Genomic DNA, 25,182 nt, shown 5'->3' with positions numbered 1-25,182 from the left:
GCGCGAAGCCCGCCGCCAGCACCGCCGGCGCCAGGGCCAGCGCGCCCTGCCCCGCCGTCCAGCCGTCCAGCCACAGGAACCCGGCGGCCAGCATCGCCGTGCCCGCACCGATCAGCAGCAACGCGGGCAGCGCCAGGGTCGGCAGCGCCAACGCCCGCGCGCACAGGACGGGCGTGAACTGGATCAGCGCCCCCAGCATCATGGAGCAAAGCCAGCCCAGCGCAAACAGGTGCACGACCGCCAGCGACGTGCCCGCGCCCCAGATGCCCGGACCCGCCAGTCCCGCCGCCGCAAGCGAAAGCGAGGCGAACAGAAACGTCAGCGCCATGGCGAACCACGCCATCGTCCATCGAGAAAGCTGCCTGCCGATCATAAGGCTGAACCCGGTTGTTTGCATCCCAGGATCGCCCAACTTCCTGCCTCCGTCTTTGAGGCGGCTCAAAGAAGGCGACCTCGGCGTCCGACGTCCACGCGGCCCGCGTCACCGCCCGCCTTGCCGCGGCAGGCGTTTGCCGATCGGCGCATGAATCCCCGAGAACGCCCCGGCGCGACGCGGGGACACGCTGGTTCCCCATCGGCTTTCCGTCGGCAAGCCGGGCGCTGTCCCGCGGCGCACTGGGTGCCGACCGGCCCTTGCTGCCCGGCGCGGGCCACCCGCAGGCAACGTGCCATCGTCGTCAAGTCCGGCACCCTTTGCACGGGCGGCGGAAATGCCGCCGCTGTAAAACCCGCCTTGCGATTGCCCACGGTTGAAATGGTTGGACGATAACGCCCTGCGCTTTCTCTCCTCTCGACGAGAACAACTTTGACTGGTTGACGATCATGAAAATACACCCAGAGCTGCAACCACAACCTTTTTCGAAGACGCTCATCATGCCTTTCCATCAGGAGTTCGCCGAGAAGAGGCACATGTCGGACAAGGTTGTCATCGCCAATGATGACGCAACGCAGCGCATCTTTGCCTCATCCGTCATCAGTCGCATCGGGTTCACGCCCGTTCTCGCAAGGGACGGCCTTGAAGCCCTGGAGATGATCGAGAGCAGCGGCGCGTCGATCCTGGTCTGCGACCTGGACATGTCGGGCATCGACGGGCACGAGGTCACCCGCCAGATTCGGGCTGCCGATCCGGGCCGGTATATCCATATCGTCATGCTGACCTCGGCGGGACAGGCCGAGCAGCGGCGGCTGGCGCTGGAGGCGGGCGTCGACGACTTCATGACCAAGCCGCTGGATGCCGCCGTCCTGACCGTGCGAATCCGGGCGGCTGCCCGTCTTGTCGATCACGAACAGGCACTGTCCGAGAAGAACCGGGCCCTGCAGCTTGCAAGGGGGCGGATCGAACGTGACCTAAATGTCGCTGCCGAGGCGCAGCGCCGGCTTCTTCCCAGCCTGGCGCAGGACATCCGGGGTTGCCGCTTCGGATCGGCCTTCGAGCCCTCGGCCTATGTCTCGGGGGACATGTTCGGCTACTTTCCCCTGCCCGACGAGAAACTGGGCTTCTATGCCGTCGACGTCGCCGGACCCGGCATCCATGCCGCGCTGCTGTCGGTCGCAATCGGCCATCTTGTCACCTCGCAGTATTTTGCGAGCCAGGCGGTGCCAGACCCGGCCACGGTCGATCCGGCGGCAATGGTGCGCGATCTCTACGATCGCTTCTATCGGGACGACGGAACCGACTACTTCACCATGTTCTGCGGTGTCCTGGATCAGCGGAGCGAGCGACTTTCTTTTTGCCAGGCCGGCTACCCCAATCCGATCTTGGCGCGGCGCGACGGAACCACGGAGGTCGTGGGCGACGGAGGATTTCCCGTGGGCCTGCTGAAGACGGCGGATTTCCAGAACGGCGAAATCGACCTTGCCGGCGGGGAAACCCTGATCCTGTGCTCGGACGGCGCGATCGAGGCTGAGGCGCCCGACGGCACCGCATTCGGGGAAGATCGCCTTCGAGGCCTTATCGCGGGGCAAGCGCAAAAGGATGTCGAAGCCCTGCCCGGTGCCATCGTCAACGCGCTTGCGCAATGGCGGGGCGGTCTGTCCCTCGAAGATGACCTGACTGTTCTCGCCCTCGCAAGGAGCACTTCCGCATGATCCACTCGCAAGTCCAATCGAACGGAATATGCGTCATCCGGCCGGAAGGCGATCGCCTGACCGCCCTTGGCGCCAATGCGTTCCGCCAGGAAGCGTCGCAGCTGATCGACAACGGCAGCAACAGGATCATCATCGACCTGTCCCAAGTGCGCTTCGTCGACTCGTCCGGTCTCGGGGCGATTGTCGGCCTTCTCAAGAAGGTCGGGAACCGGGGCGAGGTGGTCGTCTGCGGCCTGACGGATGCCGTCCGGCAGATGTTTCGCGTCACGCGGATGGAAAAGGTCTTCCAGATCTTCCCCGATCCCGACGCAGCCTTGGCCGCGTTGGATGGATAGCGATGGAAAGCCGCGCCTTCCATGTCGAATGCAGGCTAGACGCGGTCGACAAGACCATGGAAACCCTTTGCGCCTTCGTGGGCGACGCGCTTTCCCCCGAAGGGTTGATCCGGCTTGAGATCGCGGTCACCGAGGCGCTGAACAACATCGTCCTGCATGGCGCTCTGCCCCCCGAAGCCGGAATCGCCGTTGTCGTCCGCAGGGCGGATCAGGACGTAGCGGTCGAAATCCGCGATCCCGGTCCACCCGTCCCGGCAGATCTGTTCCAGGCTGCCCCTGACCTGGCCGAAATCGATCCCCTGTCGGAAAGCGGTCGGGGCATTCCCCTGATCGCTGCGATGTCGGATGCGCTCGATTACCGGACCACATCCGGCTTGAACTGCCTGACCCTTGGCTTTGGTAACCGGAGCGCGGAGTGAAGGGCGGGCGCGTCGTGCCGGCCTGGCAGCAGCGCCTGCTTCAAGTGTGCCTGGTGGCCGTCGTGGGGGCGGTCTTCCTGGCGCTGGCCATGGCGCCTTTCGTCCTGCCGCGGAACATGGAAACTGCGGATACAACCGCGATGCGCAACGAACTGTTCGAGTTGCATCTTGGCATCGACGCCCTAGACCGCGCCCTGTCGGACTGGCAGGGCGCCCGGGCCTCGGGCGGCACACCCGACGAAAGCCTGGGGCTTCAGTTCGACGAACGGACGCAGCTTCTGGCCCACAGGATCGGCGTGGTTCTGGCCTGTCCCGGCGGAATGGCGGTGCTTCCGGAAAATGCCCAAACCCTGAACCGCGGCCGGGACCGGATATCGGCATACGCGGCCCTGCTTTCCAAGGCAGGGACGGACATTGTCGCCACGCGCGACCGGGTGGCGGAGCTGCTGGGACCCGATCTTCTGGAAATCGACCGCTACCTAACGAACGCATTTCGCCGTCTGGGCCAGATCACGTCCAACGACCGCTGGCAGTTGACGCGCGTTATCGTGTTTGCGCAGCGGCTGGCCTCGTTCCTGCTGGCGGTCGGCGTGCTGACGCTGATCGTGCTGTGGATGCAGCACCGCGTCCTGCGTCGCGCCGAAACATCGTTGAACACGGTCATGGGCGATCTCGCCGAGGCACAGCGCATCGCCCACATCGGCAATGTGCACCGCGACTATGAAAGCGACACCGTGTCATGGTCGCCCGAATTCGCCCGCATCTATGGCCTTGATCCTGACGGGCACATGACCGGCGCCGAGTTCGAGGCGCTCCTGCTGCCGGTCGATGCGGAAAAGGTTCTGGAAAGCGAGCGCAAGGCCTTTGCGCGCTCGGCCGAGACAAGGGCGCCGGTGCGCCGCGACCTCAACTTTCGCGCGGTTCGGGGCAACGGCGAGGTCATCGAGCTGGCGGTCCAGTCGGAACTGACCGCCAATGCCGACGGAACCCCGCACAGCATGATGTCCACGGTCCGCGACATCACCGTCGAGGCACAGGCCCGCCGCGCCCTGCGCGAAAGCGAACGCAGCCTGGCCGCGGCGCAGCGCATCGCGCACCTGGGCAGCTTCCGGCACAACTACAACACCGGCCGGACCACCTGGTCGTCCGAGCTTTACCTCGTGCTGGGCTGCGATCCGGCGGAAGGACCGCGTCCCCTGCGCCAGATCGTCCACCGCGAGGATTTCGAGGGCATTTAGGACATCTTCACCGAACTTCTGAAGGGCGGACCGGCAGGCGGGCAGCGGCAGGCCAATTTCGACTGCCGCGTGCTGCTTCCCGATGGCGGGGAACGCTTCATCCGGGGCACCGCCGAGATGAACTACGACGATGCCGGCGCGCCCGACATGCTGACCGGGTCGCTGCAGGACGTGACCAGCGACATCGAACAGGAGCGGGCGCTTCGCGAGGCCCTGAGCGAGGCCGAGCGCGCCAATACCGCCAAGTCCGACTTCCTTGCCGTCATGAGCCACGAGCTGCGCACGCCCATGAACGGCCTCCTGGGCATGCTGGGCGCGGTGGAAGCGACCCCGCTGGACGGCCGGCAGCGCGAGCAGATCCGCATCGCGCGGACCCGCGCCGAGGCGCTTCTGGCGATCCTCAACGATGTCCTGGACATGTCCAAGATCGAGGCCGGCCGCATGGAACTGGAGGAGCAATCCTTTGAATTGTGCCCCCTGGTGGCCAGCGCGGTGTACCTGTATCCCGAATCCGCCCGTGCCGAGGGCGTGACCCTGACGGCCCAGGTCTAGGAGGACCTTCCTGCCTGGATCGTCGCCGACCCGCTGCGCATTCGCCAGATCCTGGCCCACCTCGTCAGCAATGCGGTAAAGTTCACGGCGGCGGGCCGGGTCACCTTGAACGTGGAGATCGCCCCCGGCCGTCCGGCCTCGGATGCGCCGCTACCTGCCTCGGGACGCTGCCGTGTTGCAGCTGACACCGCGCTCGATGAGGATGATGTGTCAGCGGCTGAACGCCACGCCGCGCAAATGCCTCGGCTACCGAACACCCGTCGGAGCCTTTCAAGACGAACTGATACCGCTGGAGGCACCATGACGAACCCTGCCCCGCAGGACCGCTGCATTCAGAATGGAGCCTGCAGTGCCGGACGGGCTGGAACTGGGCTGGAAGCTGCCCGGCGACCGGCAGGGGGACCGTCCGGGCCTTGCGACCCAAGGCTGGCGGGCCGAGTTCGCCAACCGCATCTACCTGGTCCAGCAGCGCCGGTTCGAGCAGACCGGCATCATGACCGCCAAGTCCGAACACCAGGTCGAGGGGCAGCCCTTTGTCGTTTACGACGCAATCGGGGCCAACGGCTTTGCCTGGCACACGCTGGACCCGAGCGACGTCTATCAACCCGACCGCGCGGCCATCGCGTCCAAGGCCGCTATCGGCATGTGGGCCTTGTGGGAAACGCCCTACACCGACCTGCTGCTGGATGCCGTCGCGGATCTCTCGACCGACGACGGCGGCTTCCCTAAGCGCTGAGCGCCGTGCTGCGCACCCCGGCCAGGTGGCGACGATGGAGCAGAAGGCCTTCGAGCAACGCTTTGCCGGGGTCTACGGGCCGGGCCGGCCTGGCAGGGACCGGCTGAACGAGGCCTGTCGCCTGTCCGACATGGTCGAGATCGCGGCCTGGGTCGATCCCGCGCCATTCCGTCGCATCCCGAGGATCCATCTTGACCTGGCATCGCAGAACCCGTTCTTCCAGGGCAGTGCCGCGGCCCATGTCGCGCTGGACCTGGCGGGGATCTTGCACAGGTTCCAGGTTCGGGAAGGCGCGCATGACTGGATGTTCCGGAAGGACGCCCTTCCCTCGGCCCTGGAGCATGTCTCGCGGATCTTCACGCGGAACTATGGCAAATAGATGTCGCCGCGGGGCCAAGGTGCGACAGGCATGGCGGGTTCTTCCGTCAGGCGTTGCCGTCATGCCGTGCCACGGCATCTCCGTGCGGCTCAGTCCAGGCCCTCGTATCCGGGCAGCCGCCCGTCCCGCTCGGTCGGCAGGGCGGGGCGCGTGCTTGCGCCCGTCAGCCCCAGCGAGGCCCGGCTGCGGCGCGAGATCATGTCGATCACGATGGTCGCGGCCATGGTGACAAGCAGCAGGAAGACCGCCCGGTCGACCCGGATCTCCTGGATCGCGGCGCCGACATAGAAGCCCAGCGTGCCTATGCCCAGAAGCCCGACAATGGCGGCTTCCCGCACGATGATCTCCCAGCGATAGAAGCACAGGGCAAGGAAGTTGCCATGGATGCGCGGCAGGATCTCCCACGCATAAAGATCGAAGCCCGCCGACGCGTCGGGACGCAGGCCGGCATGGATGCCCTGGGATTGCCGCCCCAGAAGATGGGCGATGATCGCGCCGTTGTGCAGGCCAAGCGCGATCACCGCCGGCAGCATCGACGGTCCCAGGATCTGCAGCATGACATAGGCAAGCATGTATTCCGGCGTGGACCGCCCGATCACCAGGCCCAGGTGGCCGAACCACACGCCCAGGCGACCCACGACCGGGCGAAGAAGCAGCGGGAACCCGATCACCGCGACCACGCCCGCCAGGATCACGGCCAATTGCGCCACGATCAGGGTGGCGGCCAGTCCCGGCAGGGCTTGGTCGAGGGCCAGGTTGCCGACCCAGGCGCCTAGGCTGTCCCACGTCGCCGGATCGCCCCAGGAACCGTTCCGCAAGGGCGCGGGGACGATGTCGTGGCCAAGGAAACGCATCAGCGCGCCGGGAGCCATCGGCGGGGTCCGAAGCCCGGACAGCACCCAGGCCGCCGCCAGGACATAGGCCGGCGCCAGCGGCCACCGCATCCACAGCCGGATTGTCGCGATCAGCAGGTAATAGACGATCAGGACGGCCGCCACCGCGCCATACATGCCCTGCCTGAAGAAGGTGTCCAGCTCGAAGCCCAGCGTCGGCAGGCCGACGAAGCCCAGGACCGCGCTGGACCTCAGCCCGCATTCCAGCCGGTAGAGCGTATAGGTGCCGAACTCCCTGATCGCCAGCGGCAGGCGCGCGAAGAAGAAGATCGAGATGGCGCCCGTTCCCGGCGGCATGGCATGGGCGGGGCGGGGATCGGCCTCGTCCAGGTATTCGGAAAAGACCTTGGCGAAGATCCCCGCATAGGGGATCGCCAGCGCCAGGATGCCGGTCGTGGCCGACAGGCCCGTCACCTGCATCAGCAGGATGGCCCAGAACAGCTCATGAATGGACCGCGCGGCCACGCACAAGGCGCGCACCGCCCCGCGCCCGTAGAGCGGCGCCAGCAGGAACCCCGCCAGCGCGCCGGCCGCCACCCCGCAAAGGGCAAAGGCCACCGTCAGCGCGGCGGCCCGCGACAGCGACGGGATCGCCGAGAAATCGGGCGCCAGCAGCCCCTGCCCCATCCGCCCAAGCTCGGCCCAGGGGTCATGTCCCGCGATGCGCAGATCCGCCACCGGCAGCAGCAGGACCGCGATGCCCACGAAGACCAGCGTCGTGGCGATCCGCCCCCGCGGGCGCCAGCGGCGGTCAGAGGCGATAAAGCGCATCGATCTCGTCCTTGCCGACCCGAGAGGCAGGCTTGTCGATGACCAGCCGACCCTTGCGGATGCCGACGATCCGCGTGGCGATCAGCCGGGCCAGGGCCACGTCGTGCAGCGCCAGCACCATGGTCCGGAACCGCTGCCCCAGCATCGCCACCAGTTCCGCCGCGTGCCGTTCGTCCACGGCCGAGACGGGCTCGTCCCCGATCAGCACCGCGCCGCCGCGATGAACGGCGCGCGCCAGCGCCGTGCGCTGCTTCTGCCCGCCGGACAAGGCACCGAGGGGTCTTCTTCCCATGCCGGCAAGGCCCACGGCGCGCAGCGCGTCCTCGACCTGGCGGCGCTCGGCTGCCAGCGGCCAGACAAGGTTCACGAGGTTGTAGGCCGCGCGATGACGGTCAAGCCGCCCCATGTAGACGTTGTGGAACACCGACAACTGCGGCACCAGCCCGTGTTCCTGCGGCACCAGCGCCAGATCGCGCCGGCCCTGCGCCGCAAGCCTTGCATGGACCGCGTTCAGAAGCGTGCTCTTGCCGCTGCCGCTGCGGCCCAGCAGGACGACGCGTTCCCCCGGATGCAGGGCGAAGTCCACATCCGGCAGAACGACATGGCCGCCATAGCCAAGCGTCTCGCCCTGAAGATGAAGCATCCTCAGTCGAGAAGGCCCAGGGTCCGCCCGGTTTCCAGGATCGCTTCGTAATCCTCGTTCGCGGCCGGCACGAAGGCCTTGCGCGGGAACGACGCCAGAAGGTCGGGATCGGTCATGCCCACCAGGGCCGCCTGCACCCGGTCGGCAAAGCCTTCGCCGAAGCGGGCATCGACGTCGCCGCGGATGGCCCAGTTGTAGTCGGGATAGGGCGGCGTCTTCCAGATCACGCGCGTGGTCGCGACCTCGGGCGCGTTTTCCTGCACCGCCGTGTCATAGACGGTATAGTTCAGGGCACCCACCTGATAGGCCCCGGTCGAGACCAGCCGCAGCGTCTGGCCATGATCGCCCGAGAAACCGACGCGCGAGAAGAACTCGTCCGGCGCCTTGCCCGTTTGCTCGCGGATGTGGAAGTCCGGGAACAGCCGCCCCGAGGTCGAGGTCTGGGCCCCGAAGGTGAAGGTCATCCCCTCGGCCGCCATGGGGAAGCTGTCGCTTTCCTCCAGTCCCGTGTCCTTGTGGGCGATGAAGTAGGACACGAAGGTCATGTCCTCCTCGCCCTGGGCCAGCGCGCGAGAGCCGGGAACCGCCAGCCGGGCCTGCACGCCGGACAGGCCGCCGAACCAGCCGAGCTGGATCTGGTCGTTGCGGAACGCCACGACCGAACCCGCGTAATCCTTGACCGGCACATACTCGACCGGCACGCCCAGTTCCGCCTCAAGATAGTCCGCGACCGCGGCGAAGCGCTGCATCAGCCGGGTTTCGTCGTCATCGGGTATGGCCGAGAAGTAGAGCGTGGGCGTGTCCTGGGCCTGTGCCACGGACAGCGAAGCCCCCAGAAAGGCGAATGTTGAAACTGCGCCGACCGCAAGACCCAGGACCATCCTGCGACCGTAAGCGACCATGCCGACACAAACCTTGCCAGACTTGGACATTGCATCCCTCTTTGAAACCGGTTGCCTTCGAGAATGCGCGAACACTATCCGGTGAGCGCATCCGCAGCAACTCGCCATCCCCCGGGTCCTCCGCGACCCGGCGCGCGGCAGGGACCGCCGGTGCAGGATCGCGCCGCCCGATGCCCGCAGGCCGCCCGGATCACTGAGAGCCGGTCAGGCGCTTCTGGAACTGGTCTTCGCTGAGGCGCTTGACGCCGAAGCTTTCCAGGGCCTCAACGACGATGTCGGTCGGCGTCTTTCCGGCTTCGCCGGCTGCGGTTTCCAGGCCGCGCCGAAGATCCTCGGGAAGGTCGATGGGCGTGGAACTGCTTTGCATGGCTCTGTCTCTCCCAAGGGCATCACCCATAAAGCGATCATGCGGCCCCGGGGTTCCGGGGCATGTCCCGCCAGTCCGGTCCACCCGGGGGCAAGCTGCCCGGCTTTCCCATCGGCTTGCACGCAGGCCGCGCCTGTGGTCCGATCCCGGCGGAACCAGACAGGACCCGCGCCGTGCCAGACGATGCCTCCCTTGCCGAAGAAATCCTCCGCTCGCTGTCCGAGGGACGCCGGATTCCCCGGCCAACCCTGCGCGAGGGAGGATTGTCGATGGCCCGCGCCTATCGGATCGGCGCCGTGATCGAACAGGCCCGCGCGGCCCGCGGAGAGCGTCCGGCGGGGCGGAAGATCGGCTTCACCAACCGGACGATGTGGGATCGGTTCAACGTCTCGGCGCCGATCTTCGCGCCGATGTATGACAGCACACTGCGCCCTCTGGGCACGCCCTTCCCGCTGACCGGCCTGATGGAGCCGCGCATCGAGCCGGAGATCGCCTTCCGGCTGTCCGCCGCCCCGGCGCCGGGCATGTCGGCCGACGACCTGATGGCCTGCGTGTCCGGCCTCTGCGCCGGGTTCGAGCTGGTGCATTCCCCCTACGCAGGATGGGAATTCGAGGGGGCCGATACCGTGGCCGCCGTCGGACTGCACGGCGCCTTCCTGCACGGGCCGATCCTTGACCTGCCCCCGGCGGATCGCAGCGGCTGGATCGGGCGGCTGGCCGACTTCGAGACGGTGCTTTGCCGGAACGGCGCGGTGGCCGACACGGGCCATGCCCGCAACGTCCTGGGCGGCGGCCCCCTTGTGGCGCTGGGTCATCTGGCCGATCTTGTCGCCAGCACGCCGGGCGCCACCCCCCTGCAGAAAGGGGACATCGTGACGACCGGCACCCTGACGCAGGCCCTGCCCGTCCGGCCGGGCGAATGCTGGCAGGCCCGCTTCGACGGGCTGCCGCTGGACGGAATCAGGATCGACCTGGTCTAGGCCAGTGCCAGGCTTCATCGCTCAGGAGAAGATATGATGGTCAACCTTGAAGGCAAGACAGTGCTCGTGACGGGCGCAAGCCGCGGCATCGGCGCGGCGACCGCCCGCGTTCTGGCCCAGGCGGGCGCGGATGTCGGGGTGATGGCGCGGGACGGGGCCGCCGTGGACCGGCTGGCGGCCGGGATCGGCGGGCTTGCGCTGTCCGGGGATGTCGCCGTGGCAGCCGACATGGAACGCGCGGTCGCGACGATGTGCGACAGGTTCGGGCGGCTGGATGTTCTTGTGAACAACGCGGGCCTTATCGGTCCCATTGCCGAGATCTGGGCGGCCGATCCGGGCGAATGGGGGCAAGCCATCGACGTCAACCTGAAGGGCGTCTTCCACGGGATGCGCGCGGCCCTGCCGGTGATGCGCGCCCAGGGCGGCGGCACGGTCCTGACGGTGGGCTCGGGCGCGGCCCACAACCCGCAGCAGGGCTGGAGCGCCTATTGCGCCAGCAAGGCAGGCGCCTGGATGCTGACCCGGGCGCTGGATCACGAGGCGCGGGCCGATGGCATCCGCGCCATCAGCCTGTCGCCCGGCACGGTCGCGACCGACATGCAGGACACCATCCGCAAAAGCGGGATCAATCCCGTCAGCCAGCTTGACTGGTCGGTCCATATCCCGCCCGAATGGCCCGCGCGGGCGCTGCTGTGGCTGTGCGGCCCGGACGGCGACGAGTTCCGGGGCGCGGAGGTCTCGCTGCGGGACGAGACGATCCGGCGGCGTGCCGGTCTGGTGTCCTGACCCCCCTCGGGCGAGACTAGGACAGCTTCAGCCGGTGGCGGCCGACCAGGATCGCCTCGGCCTCCTGCACCTCGCGCGCCGTCCGGGCGTCGTCCCAGTCCAGCGCCCGGGCGCAGACCTGCGCGACGCTGTCCAGGTCGCGGCGCGACAGGTGGCCGGTGATCGCCAAGGCGGTGCGCCTCATGACAAGGTCGGTCAGATGGCGCACGCGCTCGTTGCGGGTCAGCCAGTCGAGTTCCGCCAGCGAATAGTCGGCGTCCCGCAGCATCAGGGGATCGGCGCCCTCGGCCGCCAGGATCGGCGCCGCCGTGGTGCCATAGCGCGCAAGCAGGGTGGCCGCGCGGTCCGGCCCCGCCCCGGTTTCCGAGGCGGTCCGCCGCACCCAGTCCGCGGGGTCGCGGGGATAGTCCCGTCCGCCGCCGATGGGCATCAGCTTCGTGTCGCTGCGCCGGGTCCGGCCCAGGCGGGACAGGACAGTGTCGGCGACCTCCTCGGCAAAGCCCCGGAAGGTGGTCCACTTGCCGCCGACAAGCGAGATGATCGGCCAGCGTCTTGCGCCCTCGGGTTCGGCAATGGGGGCGGAATGGTCGCGGCTGATCAGGCCGGGATTGGCCGCATCCGACGCGGGCAAGGGACGGATGCCCGCATAGGCATAGACGATCTGGTCGCGGCCGAAGGCCAGGCCCGGCAGCAGGCCTCGCAGGGCGTCCAGGAAATAGTCCACCTCGGCATCGTCGCAGGCGACATTGTCGGGATCGTCGTCGCGGGTATCGGTCGAGCCGACAAGCGCCCGGCCAAGATAGTCATAGACCAGGCAGATCCGGCCGTCGTCGGCCTCGAAATAGATCATCCGTCCATTCAGGGCCGCGATCAGGTCGGGATGATCCAGCAGGATGTGCGATCCCTTGGTGCCGCCGATCAGCCGCGACGGCACGCCAAGCGCCGCGTTCACCTTGTCGATCCAGGGACCGGCGGCGTTCACGACCATCCGGGGGCGCAGCACCTGCGTTTCCCCCGCGACGGCAAGACGCAAGGTGTCGCCGTCAGTGCCTTCAAGCGTGGCATGGTTCAAGGCCTGCGAGGCAGGGCTGGCGCGCATCCCCTCGGCCAGCAGTTCCCAGACCAGACGCTCGGGCAGGGTGACGCTGGCGTCGTAATACTGCCCCGCCGCGACGATGCGGGGGGTGATGGGCGGGATTTCCCGTATCGCCTTCCTGCGCGACCAAAGCTGGTGGCGCGGCATGACCCGGTGGCGGCGGCCGTAGAAGTCGTACATCGCCAGCCCGGTCTTCATCAGCACGGCGCCCCGGCTGCGCGGCGCGGTGGTGGACCCCAGCAGCGTCCGCATGGCCGCCGTCACGCCCTTGAACCACGAGAAGATCGGGATCACCGTGGGCAAGGGGCGCACAAGATGCGGCGCGTTCTTCAGAAGCAGGTTCCGTTCCAGCGTCGATTGCGCGACCAGCCGCAGCTCGCCCGTTTCCAGATACTTGATGCCGCCGTGGATCAAGCGCGATGGCGCGGCCGATGTGCCACCCCCGAAATCGCCCTTGTCGGCGATCACGCAGGTCAGGCCCTGTTCGCACAGGTCGCGGAACAGGCCCGCGCCGTTGATCCCTGCCCCGATGATGAGGACGTCGATGTCCCGGATGTCGTTCATGTCATGTCCTTGATAGGGCCTCGACCCGCGGCCAGACCGGGGACAGCGCATCGACAAGTTCGGCAAAGACCGCATAGCGGCGCGTCAGGTCGGCGGATCGCTGCGGATCGGGCTGGTAGGTGGTGGTCAGCAGCGCCATGTCGCGCGGATCGTGGCGGGGGCTGGCGTAAAGCCCAATCCCCGATCCCGCGCACAGGGCGGCGCCCCAGGCGGCGGCTTCGTCGGTGTCGCTGGTGCTGACCGGCATCTGCAGCACATCCGCGAACAGTTGCGCAAACAGCGGGCTGCGCGAGATGCCCCCCGTCAGCCGCGCGGCACGGGGGGCGAAACCATCGCGCAGGGCATCGACATGATGGCGATGGTTGAAGGCGATCCCCTCGACAACCGCGCGCAGCATCTGGCCGCGATTGTCCCAGCCATGCAGCCCCAGGAAGCCGGCGCTGGCATGGGGGCCGTGGGGCGATCCGAACAGGAATGGGTGGAAGATCACGGACGAGGGCCGGGCCATCGCCGCCTCGATCTCGGGGATGATCTCGGCATGGAAGGCGCGGCCCTGTGCCTCGGCCGCTGCCCGTTCGCTTCCGCAGAGCCGGTCCAGGAACCAGTCGTAGTTCGCGGCCGACGCGGGCGAGATCGCCATCGCGTTCCATTCGCCCGGGCGCAGACCGTTGCGGCAGAACCACCGGGCATCGACGCGCGGCGTCGTCGTGACGGTCTCGTTGATGGAATAGGTTCCGGCGACGAGGGCGACCGTGCCCTCGGCATATCCGCCCGCGCCGAGGGCCGAGGCGGTGACATCATGCAGACCGGCCACGACCGGCGTGCCCTGCACAAGCCCCGTCGCCGCGGCGGCCGACGCGCTGATGCCGCCGACGACCTCGTCCGGCAGGGCGACCGGCGGCAAGGCACCCGACAGCGCGCCAAGCCCGAACAGCGAAAGGATGGCAGGATCGAAGCGCTGCGTGGCGACATCGGTGAACGAGGTGCTGGCTTCGGTCAGGTCGGTGCCGATGCGGCCGGTCAGGCAGAAGGTCAGCCAGTCCTTGCAGGCCAGGACATGGCGGGCCCTGCCGTATCTTTCCGGCTGGTGGTCGCGCATCCAGGCCAGGATGGCCGACGGGGCCGAGGCATGGGGCGCCTGCCCCGTCCGGGCCAGGGCCTGGTCCGCCACTCCGTCGCGCCGCCAGAGCTCGGCCAGATCGCCCGCGCGGCTGTCCAGCGACAGGATGCCCGGCCCCAGGGGCCGCGCGTCGCCGTCCAGCAGATAGAGCCCGTCGCCGTGGGCCGTGGCCGCGATGGCCGCGATATCCGCCGCGGGCCGTCCGCAGGCGGAAACGGCCTCGGCAATGGCTGCGGCGGTCTGGGACCACAGCTCGTCCATGTCGCGTTCGACATGGCGCGGCTTCGGCATGGACTGGGCGACCCTGCGGCGGGCCGTGGCCAGCACCCGACCTCCCTCGTCGAAGATAACCGCCTTGGTGACGGTCAGGCCGTTGTCGATTCCCAGCAGAAGCGGCATGTCAACGGTTCCCGTTACGCGTCATGGCCATCTGCTCCACGTCCTGTCCTGTCATCGGGCTGCCGCACCCGACCGACCGATACACGATGTTGCGCAGGTCGTGGAACCCCCCGCAATGACCCGACCCGCGCCGCCGCACCCCCGGATCTGCCGGCGGGGCAGCCCGAGAGGAGGCAGGTCTTCAGCGCCGGACACCCGCTGCCACGGCGCGACATCCGGGACACGGCCGTCTCGCCCGACCAGACCGGCCACGGCTGGCACGTCCAAGGGCTGCTTCAGTCCTGCGTGCGCAGCGGAAACATGTCCTCGCCGTAATGGTGCAGCTTGACGTGATGGCGCCGGCACAGCCACCTGACGTTCAGCGGCTCGTCGTATCTGTCGTGATGGGCATCGACCGTCTCCGCCCCGCAGACCTCGCAGGATTGCCTTTGCAGCGCCCCCGAACTGAGCGCCCGCTGAACGGCAAGATGGGCGTTGTACTTGGGCAGGTTGGCACGGCGCCAGTTCGCCTGCCGCGTCTCGCTTTTCAGCATCGGTTGCGCGGTGTCCTGCGGCTTCATCGGATCTTGTCCCTGGTTAACCTCTCCGAAACGTCGAGACACATGACGGGGCTTCCCGCGCCGTCCCAGCCCGATCTTGGCCGGGACCAGCATAACGGCAATCCGCCGTCCCGTAAATCTGCGGGATATCGCCTTCCGCCGCTGCACCGCCTGCAGCAGCAGCCTGCTTCGGCCGCGGCTCAGGTCATTCGGGAACCAGCACGATGGTCGCAAGCGGCGGCAGCGTCAGGCCGAGAGAGGCCGGGCGACCATGCCAGGCAGTCTCGTCCGCCCGCAGCAGGCCGGGGTTCGCGACGTTCGACCCGCCATACTCGGCGGCGTCCGTGTTGAGAACCTCGCGCCAGCCGCCCGGTTGCGGCAGGCCGATGCGGTATTCGCGATGCACCTGCGGGGTCAGGTTGCACAGGATCACCACCGGGGGCGATCCATCGTCGGATTTCCGCATGTAGACCAGGACGCTTTGCTCGGCATCGCTGGCGTCGATCCACTCGAACCCTTCGGGGTCGCAGTCCAGACGATGAAGCGCAGGCCGGTCGCGATACAGCCCGTTCAGGTCCCGGACCAGCCTCTGCATCCCGGCGTTGAGAGGATCGTCCAGAAGGTGCCAGTCCAGCGACTGGTCGTGGTTCCATTCGCGGTCCTGCGCGAACTCGCCGCCCATGAACAGCAGCTTCTTGCCCGGATGGGTCCACATGAAGCCGAAATAGGCCCGCAGGTTCGCGAATTTCTGCCAGCGGTCGCCCGCCATCTGCCGGATCAGCGATCCCTTGCCATGCACCACCTCGTCATGGCTCAGCGGCAGCACGAAGTTTTCGGAGAACGCATAGACCAGCCCGAAGGTCAGGTCGTTCTGGTGGTGGCGGCGATAGATGGGGTCGCGCCGGAAATAACCCAGCGTGTCGTGCATCCAGCCCATGTTCCACTTGAAGCCGAAGCCCAGGCCGCCGTCGCCCACCGGGCGGCTGACCTTGGGAAAGGCGGTCGATTCCTCGGCGATGGTGATGGCGCCGGGGTAGTCCGCGCAGACGCGTTCGTTCACGTCGCGCAGGAAGTCGATGGCCTCAAGGTTCTCGTTTCCGCCGAACTCGTTGGGGATCCATTCGCCCGGCTTGCGCGAATAATCCAGGTACAGCATCGACGCCACCGCATCCACGCGCAGCGCGTCGATGTGGAACTTGTCCAGCCAATACAGCGCGCTGGCCTGCAGGAAATTCGCCACCTCGCGCCGGCCGAAGTTGTAGATCAGCGTGTTCCAGTCCTGGTGGAAACCCTGCCGGGGATCGGCATGTTCGTAAAGCGCTGTCCCGTCGAACCGGCCCAGGCCGTGCGCGTCCGACGGGAAATGCGCCGGAACCCAGTCGATGATGACGCCGATGCCCGCCGCGTGCAGCCGGTCCACCAGCCGCGCGAAGGCTTCGGCAGAGCCATAGCGGCTGGTCGGCGCGAACAACCCGATGGGCTGATAGCCCCAGGATCCGGTGAAGGGATGCTCCGACACCGGCAGGAATTCCACATGGGTGAAGCCCATCTCGGTGACATAGGGGACCAGCAGGTCGGCGATGGCGTCATAGTCCAGCACCTCGCCCTCGGCCCCGCGCCGCCACGATCCCAGATGGACCTCGTAGATCGAGATCGGGGCCTTGCCGTCCTGCCGCGCCGCCCTGTCCGCCATCCACTGGCCGTCCTGCCACGGATAGTCGGGCAGCCCGCTGACCACCGAGGCGGTGCCGGGCGACTGCTCGTGCGAAAAGCCGACGGGATCGGCCTTCAACGGCATCCGTTCGCCATGGGCGCTGATGATCTCGTACTTGTAAAGCGCGCCGGGGGCGAGGCCGGGGATGAACAGTTCCCAGATGCCCGGTCCCAGCCGCCTGCGCATCGGGTGGCGGCGACCGTCCCAAGCGTTGAAGTCCCCGACAACGCTGACGCGCCGGGCATTGGGCGCCCAGACGGCGAAGGCCACGCCCTCGACGCCTTCATGGGTGATCGGATGGGCGCCCATCTTCTGGTAAAGCTGGCGGTGCCGCCCTTCGGCCAAAAGGTACTCGTCCATCTCGCCCAACACGAGGCCGAAGCGGTAGGGGTCCTCGGCCATCCAGACGCGATCGCCGGATTTCATCTCAAGCTGGTAACGATTGTCGGCAACGGGTCCGGCAAAGAAGCCCTCGGGGTGCACCCGCTCCAGCGGGGTGCGGTTGCCCTGGCAGATCGCCGTGACCTCAGATGCCTGCGGGGCGAAGACCCGCACCTCGCCGTCATGGGGGCCAAGGATGGCGAAGGGGTTGGAATGGCTGCCCCGCAGGATAGCCTCGATCTCGCTTGCCGAGACGCCGGTCATTGGCCGCTTCCTTCCAGAAGGTCGAGAATTCCCTTCAACGGAATGCCGATCCATGTGGGTCTGTTGCTCAATTCGTAGCCCGCCTCGTAGATCGCCTTGTGCAGCAGGAAGAAATCCAGCAGGGCCTCGCGAGCGCCGGCATCGGACGGCAGGCTGGGCGCGCCCCGGGAGTGCAGGCGATAGGCGTCAAGAAAGTCGCGCATGACCGTCTGCCGCCAGGTTTCGAGCCGCGCCATGCCGCGTTCCCCGGCGCTGCCGAAGCCCTCGCCCTGGCGCGACATCACGGTCATCGCGGCATAGTCGAAGGACCGCAGCATTCCCGCGACATCGCGCAGGGGCGAGGATTTCTCGCGCCGCTCGGCCAGGGTGCGGGCGGGCTCGCCCTCGAAGTCGATGATCGCCACGTCGTTCTGTGCCAGCAGCACCTGGCCCAGATGGTAATCGCCGTGGATTCGCGACAGCTTGAAGTCCGGCGCAAGATCTCCCACCGCCCGCAGGCGCGCCAGCAACGCCTCGCGCCGGGACAAAAGCTGCCGGCCCAAGGGCGCGACATCCTCGGGCAGTCGGGCCTGTTCCAGCCGCGCCATCAGCGCCTGCGCCTCGGCTTCCGCATCGGCCGCCCACCTGGCCAACTGGCCGGGGGTGGCATCCTCGGTCGCGAAGGCCGGGTCGTCGGTTTCCGTCCCCAGGGCCTTGTGCAGTTCGGCGGTCCGCTGCCCCAGAAGCGAACCCAGGCCGAGCGGGAAGTCGAAGCCCTCAGGTTCCGGCTGCGCCTCTCCGGCCGACGACCAGGTCTCGTGTTCGTGCAGTTCCAGGCCCAGCGCGTCGATGATGCCGGTCCAGGCATCGCCCCGGTTCGGAACGAAGGCAAAGGCGGCGGCCAGGGTCACGGGGCCGTGCGCGACCTGACCCAGGAAGCGGGGCGTGTGCTCGAAGCCCGCGACCTCGGTCAGGAACTTCGCGACCTCCACGTCCGGCTGCTCGCCCTCGCGGATGCGGCGGTACAGCTTGAGGATGATCCTGTCGCTGAAGGCGATGGACAGGTTCGACTGTTCGGCGCCAAGCTGGCGCGGATCGCCCGGCTCCTCGATGGCGCGCAGCGCGTCGGTGCCCTCGAAGCGCAGGGCGCCGTCGGTCCTGTTCTCCTTCAGCCCGTCCAGCAGAAGCTGCGGCAGGCGTTCGTCATAGGCACCGTCGATCAAGGCGCCGACGCGGGCGGTGTGGCGGATCTTGGCCAGCGTATAGGACAGCTTCGGGCCGCCGGGGCGCAGGTTCTCGTCCCCCCAGCGGGCCGAGATCGGCAGAAGATAGCTCTGCTCCTCGTCCCCCACCGTCACGTCGATGCTGACCAGTTCATGCTCGCCCCGGCCCAGATCGCCCAGGGGCGTCATCCGCACGGCGCCGATGGCCTTGTCCTTGCCCGCGAACCAGCGCTGCAGCGGCAGCCATTGCGGCAGGACGTCGTTCTGGAACAGCCTTCCCTCGCGCCCGCCGATCGCGGTCGCCACGCGCCCGTCGCGGGTGGTCAGCGTCATGAATTCCGGCAGGATGTCGGGCATCGCCTCGTGCCAGGACGGCGTCTCCTCCTCGTCGCTGAGCATGAACCAGAAGAAGCCATAGGCGGGCAGCGTCAGCATGTAGGGCAGATCGCCCACCGGCGGAAAGACCGACCGCCCTGTCAGTTCCACCGGGACCGTGCCGCGATACCGGGCCAGATCCAGTTCCACCGCCTGCGCGCTGTCGGCCAGGTTCGCCACGCAGAGATAGGTCCGCCCCTCGTGTTCGCGCAGGTAGGCCAGGATCTTGCGGTTGCGGGGATAAAGCAGGATCATCTCGCCCCGCCCGAAGGCCGGATGCTGGCGGCGCACGGTGATCATGCGGCGCATCCAGTTCAGCAGCGACGACGGGTCGTCGGCCTGCGCCTCGACATTGATGACCTGGTGGCCGTAAACCGCGTCGATGATCGCGGGCAGGTAAAGCTGCTGGGGCTTCGCGCGCGAGAAACCGGCGTTGCGGTCGCCCGACCACTGCATCGGCGTCCTGACCCCGTCCCGGTCGCCCAGGTAGTAGTTGTCGCCCATGCCGATCTCGTCGCCGTAATAGATGATCGGCGTGCCGGGCATGGACAGCAGCATGGAATTCATCAGCTGGATCTTGCGCCGGTCGTTCTGCATCAGGGGCGCCAGGCGGCGGCGGATCCCCAGGTTGATGCGCGCCCGCGTGTCGGCGGCATAGGTCTGCCACAGGTAGTCGCGTTCCTCGGACGTGACCATCTCCAGCGTCAGCTCATCATGGTTGCGCAGGAAGATGCCCCATTGGCAGACCTCGGGGATCTCGGGTGTCTGGCGGATGATGTCGGTGATGGGGTGCCGGTCGGCCTGGGCCAGCGCCATGTACATGCGCGGCATCAGCGGGAAGTGGAAGCCCATGTGGCATTCGTCCCCCTCGCCGAAATAGGGGCGGGTATCCTCGGGCCACTGGTTCGCCTCGGCCAGCAGCATCCGGTCGGGGAAATGCTGGTCCAGGTCGGCGCGGATTGCCTTGAGCACGTCGTGGGTCTCGGGCAGGTTCTCGTTGTTGGTGCCGTCGCGTTCGACCAGATAGGGGATCGCGTCCAGCCGCAGCCCGTCCACGCCCATGTCCAGCCACATGCGCATGACCTTCAGCACTTCCTCCAGCACCTTGGGATTGTCGAAGTTGAGATCCGGCTGGTGCGAATAGAAGCGGTGCCAGTAATAGGCGCCCGCCACCGGGTCCCAGGTCCAGTTCGACTTTTCCGTGTCCAGGAAGATGATCCGCGTCTCGGGCCATTTCTCGTCGGTGTCGGACCAGACATACCAGTCGCGCGCGGCCGATCCGGGCTTGGCACGCCGCGCCCGTTGGAACCAGGGATGCTGGTCCGAGGTGTGGTTGATCACCAGTTCGGTGATCACCCGGATGCCGCGCCGGTGCGCCTCTTTCACGAAGGCCTTGAAGTCCTTCATCGACCCGTAGGACGGGTTGATCGAGCGGTAGTCCGCGATGTCGTAGCCGTCGTCGCGCAGCGGCGAGGGATAGAAGGGCAACAGCCAGATCGCCGTGACGCCCAGTTCCTGCACATAGTCCAGCCGCTGCATCAGGCCCGCGAAATCGCCGATGCCGTCGCCGTTCGAATCCTGGAACGCCTTGATGTGCAACTGATAGATGATCGCGTCCTTGTACCAGTCCGCCTGGCCGCGGTCGATCCCGTCGGTGCGGACGGCGAATTGGGCGTCGGATTGGGGCGGGGCAATGGTCATCAGCGGGGAACTCCGGGGGCGAAAAGCTGCCAGATGGCATAGGGTCGGGTATGGGGCTCAAGCTCCAGCCACTGGTTCTTGCCGTGCCAGGTGAAGCTGTTGCCGTGGATCAGGTCGCGCACCTCGACCGAAGCCTCGTCGGGCAGGCCGAACTCCCACAAGGGGACCTCGAATTCGAAGACCTGGGTGTTGTGGGGGTCAAGGTTGACGTGGACCAGCACGAAGTCGTCGCCCGTCTGCTTGCCATAGGCCAGCACCTTGTCGTTCCACGCGTTGTAGAACGTCACGTTGGTGAAGTCCTGAAGCGCGGGATGGCTTTGGCGAAGCCGGTTCATCAGGCGGATGTCGTCCTGGATGTTGCCGGGCTGGTTCATGTCCCAGGCGCGGATCTCGTATTTCTCGGAATTGAGGTATTCCTCCTTGCCCGGCACCGGCGCCGCCTCGCAGATCTCGAAGCCGTTGTAGACGCCGTAGTTGCCGCCCAGGGTCGCCGCCAGGACCAGACGGGTGCGGAAGCCCGGGCGCCCGCTGGTCTGCAGGAAGCGCGGATTGATGTCGGGCGTGTTCACGAAGAAATTCGGCCGCATGTATTCGCGGCATTCCTCCTGCGTCAGCTCTGTCAGGTAATCGATGATCTCCTGCTTTTCGTTGCGCCAGGTGAAATAGGAATAGGACTGCGAATAGCCCAGCTTCGCCAACCGCTTCATCACCTTGGGTCGGGTGAATGCCTCGGCAAGGAAGATCACGCCGGGGTCCTTCCGACGCACTTCCTCGATCATCCATTCCCAGAAGGGGAAGGGCTTGGTATGGGGATTGTCCACCCGGAAGATGCGCACACCCTGGTCCACCCAGAACAGCACCACGTCGCGCAGCGCATACCACAGCGACGGGATCGCGCCGCGATAGAAATGGACGTTGACGATGTCCTCGTACTTCTTGGGCGGGTTCTCGGCGAACTTGATGGTGCCGTCCGGGCGCCAGTCGAACCACTCGGGATGCTCCCTGATCCAGGGATGGTCGGGCGAACACTGAATGGCGAAGTCCAGCGCGATTTCCAGCCCGTGGTCCTTGGCCGCAGAGATCAGGCGGCGGAAATCCTCGAAGCTGCCAAGCTCGGGGTGGATCGCGTCATGGCCGCCGTCCTCGCTGCCGATGGCATAAGGGCTGCCGGGCTCGCCCTCATGGGCGGTCAGGCTGTTGTTGCGGCCCTTGCGGTTGGTCCTGCCGATGGGGTGGATCGGCGGGAAATACAGCACGTCGAAGCCCAGGTCGCGCACATAGGGCAGCCGGGCGATGACGTCGTCGAAGGTGCCGTGGCGATGGATGTCGCCCGATTGCGACCGGGGCATGATCTCGTACCAGGCGCTGAAGGCGGCGGCCCTGCGATCGACGAACACGGTCAGCGGCCTGTATTCGGTCAGATTGGTCCGAGGACCGGATTTCAGCATCAGCGCGACAACCGAGGAGTCCCCCAGGCGTGCGAAGCGCGCGGCTTCGACCGGTGGGGCGTCACCCGCGGCCTCGGCATGGGCCGCATCCGCGGCAAGCAGTCCCGCGACGGTCGCCTGTCCCTCTGCGTCCAGGCGCCCGTCATCCAGGGCAGCCTGAAGCAGGTGGCGGCCCTCCTCCAGCTCCAGGGCAATCCTCTGGCCCGCCGCCTGTTTCTTGGTCACCTCCTTGTGCCAGGTCCCGAAAAGATCGCACCAGGCAAGAATGGTGCATTCGTAATGGCCGTTTTCCGGGAAGACGACCGAAGCGGCCCAGCGGTCGTTCTCGACAAGCTTCATCGACGCCTCGTGGACCGCATCGTCGCCTGCCCGGCGCCAGGCGATCGCCGCGGTGATGGAATCATGCCCGTCCGAGAAGATGTCGGCCTCGATCCGCGTGGGCTGGCCCGCGACCGCCTTGGCGGGAAAGCGGCCGCCGTCGATTTCGATCGAGACGCCCTCGATGGCGACGCGATGCGCCGCAAGCGCCCGAAGCCGCGCTTCCGATTCCGCCTGCGACAGTCCCGTCACGGGCGAACCGCGGTCGGCCTGCGCGTCCATTCCCGCGGCAACGGGCGCGTCGTCGCGCCCCGCTTCACCCGTCGAGTTGTTTCCCAGCATGGTTTCTTCCTCGGCAGCCAAGTTTCAGGACAACAGGCTGTGGCCTCGAAGGTTCCTGCCCGAGCCCGGTTGAATGCTCGACGGCCGCCCGATCCGTGCCCTGTTTTGGTCGGGATCTTGCGGGCATCGGCAGACCGCATGGCCGGGGCGCAAGGCCTCATCGCGTGCCCTTGCCGGGGTCCTCGGCCGGACGCCCGCCCTGCCCGTGACCCGGCTGTTTGCCTGCGACCGTGGCGTTCGCCGGCCCTGCTGCGTGACATTTTTCCTCGACCAGTTCGGACCGCAGCAGGACGTTGATCTCGCGCTTCAGCGCCGCCCTTTCGTCATTCGTCAGATAGACCGCGCGGGCCAGTCCGATGAATTCCGCGTCGAACCGGGCGGCGGCCTCCTTGGCGCGGATGTCGTCCTCGATGCGCCACAGCGCGCCGTTCACGCGGCGCAGGTCCTCGACCAAGGCGCCGAGGCCGGGCTGCGTCAGGACCGGCGCCGCCACATCGCGCAGCAGGGCCAGTTCGCGATCCACGTTTGCGCGGGCGGCGGGGTCGCCGATGCGGGCGGACTTGATCTCCAGGATGGTGATCTTGTCCAGAAGCTCTCCCCAGGAGATGGGGGCAAGCGGCGCGGCGCGGAGGTCGGCTGTCATGGTCATTCACCTTCTGCGGGCTGGCATCGGCGGGGGCGGTCCAGCGCGGCGGAGGCTTGGCTTGTGACGCCGGCCCAGTCGCCGGGCGCGGGCTGTCGCCAGACGCGCATCGTCGGATACCAGGGCGTGCGCGTGCCTTCGACGGGCCAGCGCCAGTCCGGGTCGTGCTTGGCCAGAAGCCAGACCGGGCGCCCCAGCACGCCGGCCAGATGGGCGATCATGGTGTCCACCGTGACGACAAGCGCCGAACCGGCGACAAGCTGCGCGGTCCGCACCATGTCCAGGGGGCAGCCTTCTGGGTTCAGGACCGGCAGCGTCGTCGGCCCCGGCATCAGCGACAGCGCCGGCCCTTGGCAGAAGGGCAGCAGCATCGCCTCGGGAACCCCGCGCGCGGGGTCCCAGTCGCCCGCGCCCCAGCACAGCGCGACCGTGCCGGGCGGCAGCGGCGCGGGCGCAATCGCCAGCGCAGGCATGGGCGCATTGGCGGGGCCGACCCGCAGCGCCAGCGAAAGCTCCATGATCTCGATGTCGCAATCCTGCGGCGGCAAGGGCCGGGCCACGTCAAAGGGAACCAGCCGGCGGATGCCGGGAAAGCCCCGGAACAGCGGCAGCAGATGCGGCTGCATCTCGACCGTGACGCGGGCCGCGCGCCGTGCCAGCAGCGGCAGGAAGCGCGCGAACATCAACGTGTCGCCAAGCCCGTGATAGCAGCGCACCAGAACGTCGCGGCCGTCAAAAGGGCGCCCGTCCCAGACCCAGCGCAGGTGATACGGCAGGCGCGGATCGTCCCGCGTCGCGGGATCGCGCTGCCCCATCGCCCTTACCGCGATGTCCCAAGCGGCGGGAAAATCGCCCCGCCGCATGGCCTGTGTCCAGGGATCGCCCGTCATGGCGCCGAACCGGCCGGGCAGAGTCCAAGATTCAGCGGGACGCTCATCGCGTTGCTAACCGGCGATCCCCGCCGCGGCAGGTTCGGCGGCAAGTTCCGCGGCGAACCAGGCGCAGGTCGCCTTCAGCCCTTCCGACAGCGGCACGCGGGGTGTCCAGCCCAGCAGTTCGGCCGCGCGGCTGATGTCGGGCCGCCTGCGGCGAGGATCGTCCACCGGCAGGGATCGGTGCACCACCGGCGCGCGCGTACCGGTCAGGGCCACGACATGGTCCAGCAACTCGCTTACCGTCATCTCGACGGGGTTGCCGAGGTTCACCGGCTCCATTCCGTCGAAATCGGCCTCCATCAGCGCCATCAGCCCCGCCACCATGTCCGAGACATAGCAGAAGCTGCGGGTCTGGCTGCCGTCGCCATAGACCGTCAGCTCGTCGCCGCGCAGCGCCTGGCAGATCAGGTTCGACACCACGCGCCCGTCGCCCGGGTCCATGTTGGGACCGTAGGTGTTGAAGATGCGGGCCACGCGCACCTCCGCCCGGCGGGCGCGGGCATAGTCGAAGGCCAGCGCCTCGGCGGCGCGCTTGCCCTCATCATAGCAGGCGCGGGGGCCGGTGCAGCTGACATGGCCCCGGTAATCCTCGGCCTGGGGGTGGATTTCGGGATCGCCATACACCTCGCTGGTCGAGGTCAGAAGAAACCGCGCCTTGGCCGCCTCGGCCAGCCGCAACAGGTTGTTGGTGCCCACCACGTTGGTCATCATCGTGTGTTCGGGATCGCGCTGATACAGCGGCGGCGAGGCCGGGCAGGCCAGGTTCCAGACGCGGGTGATGCGGGGGCCCATCCGCAGCAGGTCGGCGGGCACGGGCTGGCTGATGTCGTGGCGCAGGAAGCGGAAGCGCGGCTGGCCTTCCAGCGCCCGCAGGTTCGACGGGCGCGCCGTCTGCAGGTTGTCAAGGCAGAGGACCGACTCCCCCCGGTCCAGCAGCGCGCGGCACAGATGCGATCCGATGAAGCCCGCGCCCCCGGCGACGACGTTCAGCCCCAGCGGCTGCACGGTTCCGCGACGGCCATGATCCAGGTCGGTCTGCTTTCTCATGCTGC

General features: G+C 67.6%; 23 protein-coding genes and 1 pseudogene. 10 read left to right on the top strand and 14 right to left on the bottom strand.

What is annotated here, in order from left to right; genetic code table 11:
- A partial coding sequence (locus tag J0F76_RS11125; RefSeq protein WP_207469332.1) for a hypothetical protein occupies positions 1 to 328 on the bottom strand: 328 nt, incomplete at its 3' end.
- Between the two features lie 581 nt (positions 329 to 909).
- Here J0F76_RS11125 and J0F76_RS11120 point away from each other — a divergent pair.
- The 8 genes and pseudogenes from J0F76_RS11120 to J0F76_RS11090 all read left to right on the top strand — a co-directional run bounded on the left by J0F76_RS11120 (position 910) and on the right by J0F76_RS11090 (position 5,747).
- Positions 910 to 2,088, top strand: a complete 1,179-nt coding sequence (locus J0F76_RS11120) for a PP2C family protein-serine/threonine phosphatase (protein WP_207469330.1) — start codon at positions 910 to 912, stop codon at positions 2,086 to 2,088.
- Positions 2,085 to 2,423 (top strand): STAS domain-containing protein, encoded by a 339-nt coding sequence (locus tag J0F76_RS11115; RefSeq protein ID WP_207469328.1) that lies wholly within the window; start codon positions 2,085 to 2,087, stop codon positions 2,421 to 2,423. Before J0F76_RS11120 ends, J0F76_RS11115 begins: the two co-directional genes overlap by 4 nt.
- A gap of 2 nt (positions 2,424 to 2,425) precedes the next feature.
- Positions 2,426 to 2,842: an ATP-binding protein gene (locus tag J0F76_RS11110; RefSeq protein ID WP_207469325.1), complete on the top strand. Its 417-nt coding sequence runs from the start codon at positions 2,426 to 2,428 to the stop codon at positions 2,840 to 2,842.
- Positions 2,839 to 4,080, top strand: coding sequence for a PAS domain-containing protein (locus J0F76_RS21240; protein WP_207469324.1), 1,242 nt, complete (start codon positions 2,839 to 2,841; stop codon positions 4,078 to 4,080). The genes J0F76_RS11110 and J0F76_RS21240 overlap by 4 nt, the downstream gene beginning before the upstream one ends.
- A gap of 69 nt (positions 4,081 to 4,149) precedes the next feature.
- Positions 4,150 to 4,632: a histidine kinase dimerization/phospho-acceptor domain-containing protein gene (locus J0F76_RS11100; protein ID WP_207469322.1), complete on the top strand. Its 483-nt coding sequence runs from the start codon at positions 4,150 to 4,152 to the stop codon at positions 4,630 to 4,632.
- Between the two features lie 139 nt (positions 4,633 to 4,771).
- Positions 4,772 to 4,936 (top strand): annotated as a pseudogene (locus J0F76_RS21360) (IS30 family transposase); the annotation flags it as partial.
- A gap of 33 nt (positions 4,937 to 4,969) precedes the next feature.
- Positions 4,970 to 5,368 carry a DUF3131 domain-containing protein gene (locus tag J0F76_RS11095; RefSeq protein WP_207469320.1) on the top strand — a complete coding sequence of 133 codons (399 nt, stop codon included), beginning with the start codon at positions 4,970 to 4,972 and terminating at the stop codon, positions 5,366 to 5,368.
- Positions 5,369 to 5,402: 34 nt separating this feature from the next.
- Positions 5,403 to 5,747 carry an alpha/beta hydrolase gene (locus tag J0F76_RS11090; RefSeq protein WP_207469317.1) on the top strand — a complete coding sequence of 115 codons (345 nt, stop codon included), beginning with the start codon at positions 5,403 to 5,405 and terminating at the stop codon, positions 5,745 to 5,747.
- 89 nt (positions 5,748 to 5,836) lie between these two features.
- Here the strand turns inward: J0F76_RS11090 and J0F76_RS11085 are convergent, their stop codons facing one another.
- From J0F76_RS11085 to J0F76_RS11070, 4 genes are all read right to left on the bottom strand, one after another.
- The gene (locus J0F76_RS11085; RefSeq protein WP_207469315.1) at positions 5,837 to 7,411 is read right to left on the bottom strand and encodes a PhnE/PtxC family ABC transporter permease; all 1,575 of its coding nucleotides are present in this window, start codon (positions 7,409 to 7,411) and stop codon (positions 5,837 to 5,839) included.
- Positions 7,392 to 8,054, bottom strand: coding sequence for an ATP-binding cassette domain-containing protein (locus J0F76_RS11080; protein WP_207469313.1), 663 nt, complete (start codon positions 8,052 to 8,054; stop codon positions 7,392 to 7,394). The genes J0F76_RS11085 and J0F76_RS11080 overlap by 20 nt, the downstream gene beginning before the upstream one ends.
- 2 nt (positions 8,055 to 8,056) lie before the next feature.
- A complete protein-coding gene (locus J0F76_RS11075) occupies positions 8,057 to 8,935 on the bottom strand; it encodes a putative selenate ABC transporter substrate-binding protein (protein ID WP_207469352.1) in 879 nt (292 codons plus the stop codon).
- Between the two features lie 211 nt (positions 8,936 to 9,146).
- On the bottom strand, positions 9,147 to 9,323 hold the full coding sequence (locus J0F76_RS11070; protein ID WP_207469303.1) for a hypothetical protein: 177 nt from the start codon (positions 9,321 to 9,323) through the stop codon (positions 9,147 to 9,149).
- A gap of 173 nt (positions 9,324 to 9,496) precedes the next feature.
- Here J0F76_RS11070 and J0F76_RS20895 point away from each other — a divergent pair, with 173 nt between their 5' ends.
- Both J0F76_RS20895 and J0F76_RS11060 read left to right on the top strand, forming a co-directional pair.
- Positions 9,497 to 10,303 (top strand): fumarylacetoacetate hydrolase family protein, encoded by an 807-nt coding sequence (locus tag J0F76_RS20895; protein WP_207469301.1) that lies wholly within the window; start codon positions 9,497 to 9,499, stop codon positions 10,301 to 10,303.
- 36 nt (positions 10,304 to 10,339) lie between these two features.
- Positions 10,340 to 11,089, top strand: a complete 750-nt coding sequence (locus J0F76_RS11060) for an SDR family oxidoreductase (protein ID WP_207469350.1) — start codon at positions 10,340 to 10,342, stop codon at positions 11,087 to 11,089.
- A 16-nt stretch (positions 11,090 to 11,105) separates the two neighbouring features.
- Here the strand turns inward: J0F76_RS11060 and J0F76_RS11055 are convergent, their stop codons facing one another.
- The 9 genes from J0F76_RS11055 to J0F76_RS11015 all read right to left on the bottom strand — a co-directional run bounded on the left by J0F76_RS11055 (position 11,106) and on the right by J0F76_RS11015 (position 25,177).
- Positions 11,106 to 12,749: a glycerol-3-phosphate dehydrogenase/oxidase gene (locus tag J0F76_RS11055; protein ID WP_207469294.1), complete on the bottom strand. Its 1,644-nt coding sequence runs from the start codon at positions 12,747 to 12,749 to the stop codon at positions 11,106 to 11,108.
- Position 12,750: 1 nt separating this feature from the next.
- Entirely contained in the window at positions 12,751 to 14,268 is a 1,518-nt protein-coding gene (locus J0F76_RS11050; RefSeq protein ID WP_207469291.1) for an FGGY-family carbohydrate kinase, read from the bottom strand.
- 275 nt (positions 14,269 to 14,543) lie between these two features.
- Positions 14,544 to 14,828, bottom strand: coding sequence for a hypothetical protein (locus tag J0F76_RS11045; RefSeq protein WP_207469289.1), 285 nt, complete (start codon positions 14,826 to 14,828; stop codon positions 14,544 to 14,546).
- A gap of 184 nt (positions 14,829 to 15,012) precedes the next feature.
- Positions 15,013 to 17,166 carry a 1,4-alpha-glucan branching protein GlgB gene (gene glgB, locus J0F76_RS11040; protein ID WP_207469288.1) on the bottom strand — a complete coding sequence of 718 codons (2,154 nt, stop codon included), beginning with the start codon at positions 17,164 to 17,166 and terminating at the stop codon, positions 15,013 to 15,015.
- Entirely contained in the window at positions 17,163 to 20,444 is a 3,282-nt protein-coding gene (gene treS / locus J0F76_RS11035) for a maltose alpha-D-glucosyltransferase (RefSeq protein WP_207469286.1), read from the bottom strand. Before treS ends, glgB begins: the two co-directional genes overlap by 4 nt.
- A complete protein-coding gene (locus tag J0F76_RS11030; RefSeq protein ID WP_242690145.1) occupies positions 20,444 to 22,552 on the bottom strand; it encodes an alpha-1,4-glucan--maltose-1-phosphate maltosyltransferase in 2,109 nt (702 codons plus the stop codon). The genes treS and J0F76_RS11030 overlap by 1 nt, the downstream gene beginning before the upstream one ends.
- Before the next feature lie 157 nt (positions 22,553 to 22,709).
- Positions 22,710 to 23,195: a DUF6165 family protein gene (locus tag J0F76_RS11025; protein ID WP_242690144.1), complete on the bottom strand. Its 486-nt coding sequence runs from the start codon at positions 23,193 to 23,195 to the stop codon at positions 22,710 to 22,712.
- Positions 23,196 to 23,197: 2 nt separating this feature from the next.
- Positions 23,198 to 24,085, bottom strand: a complete 888-nt coding sequence (locus tag J0F76_RS11020) for a glycosyltransferase family protein (RefSeq protein WP_207469284.1) — start codon at positions 24,083 to 24,085, stop codon at positions 23,198 to 23,200.
- 54 nt (positions 24,086 to 24,139) lie between these two features.
- The gene (locus J0F76_RS11015; protein ID WP_207469282.1) at positions 24,140 to 25,177 is read right to left on the bottom strand and encodes a UDP-glucuronic acid decarboxylase family protein; all 1,038 of its coding nucleotides are present in this window, start codon (positions 25,175 to 25,177) and stop codon (positions 24,140 to 24,142) included.
- Between the last annotated feature and the right edge of the window lie 5 nt (positions 25,178 to 25,182).

The sequence above is a fragment of the Paracoccus fontiphilus genome, from assembly GCF_017356265.1.
In the GTDB taxonomy this organism is placed as follows: domain Bacteria; phylum Pseudomonadota; class Alphaproteobacteria; order Rhodobacterales; family Rhodobacteraceae; genus Paracoccus; species Paracoccus fontiphilus.
This window is presented reverse-complemented; position numbering and strand designations above follow the sequence as displayed.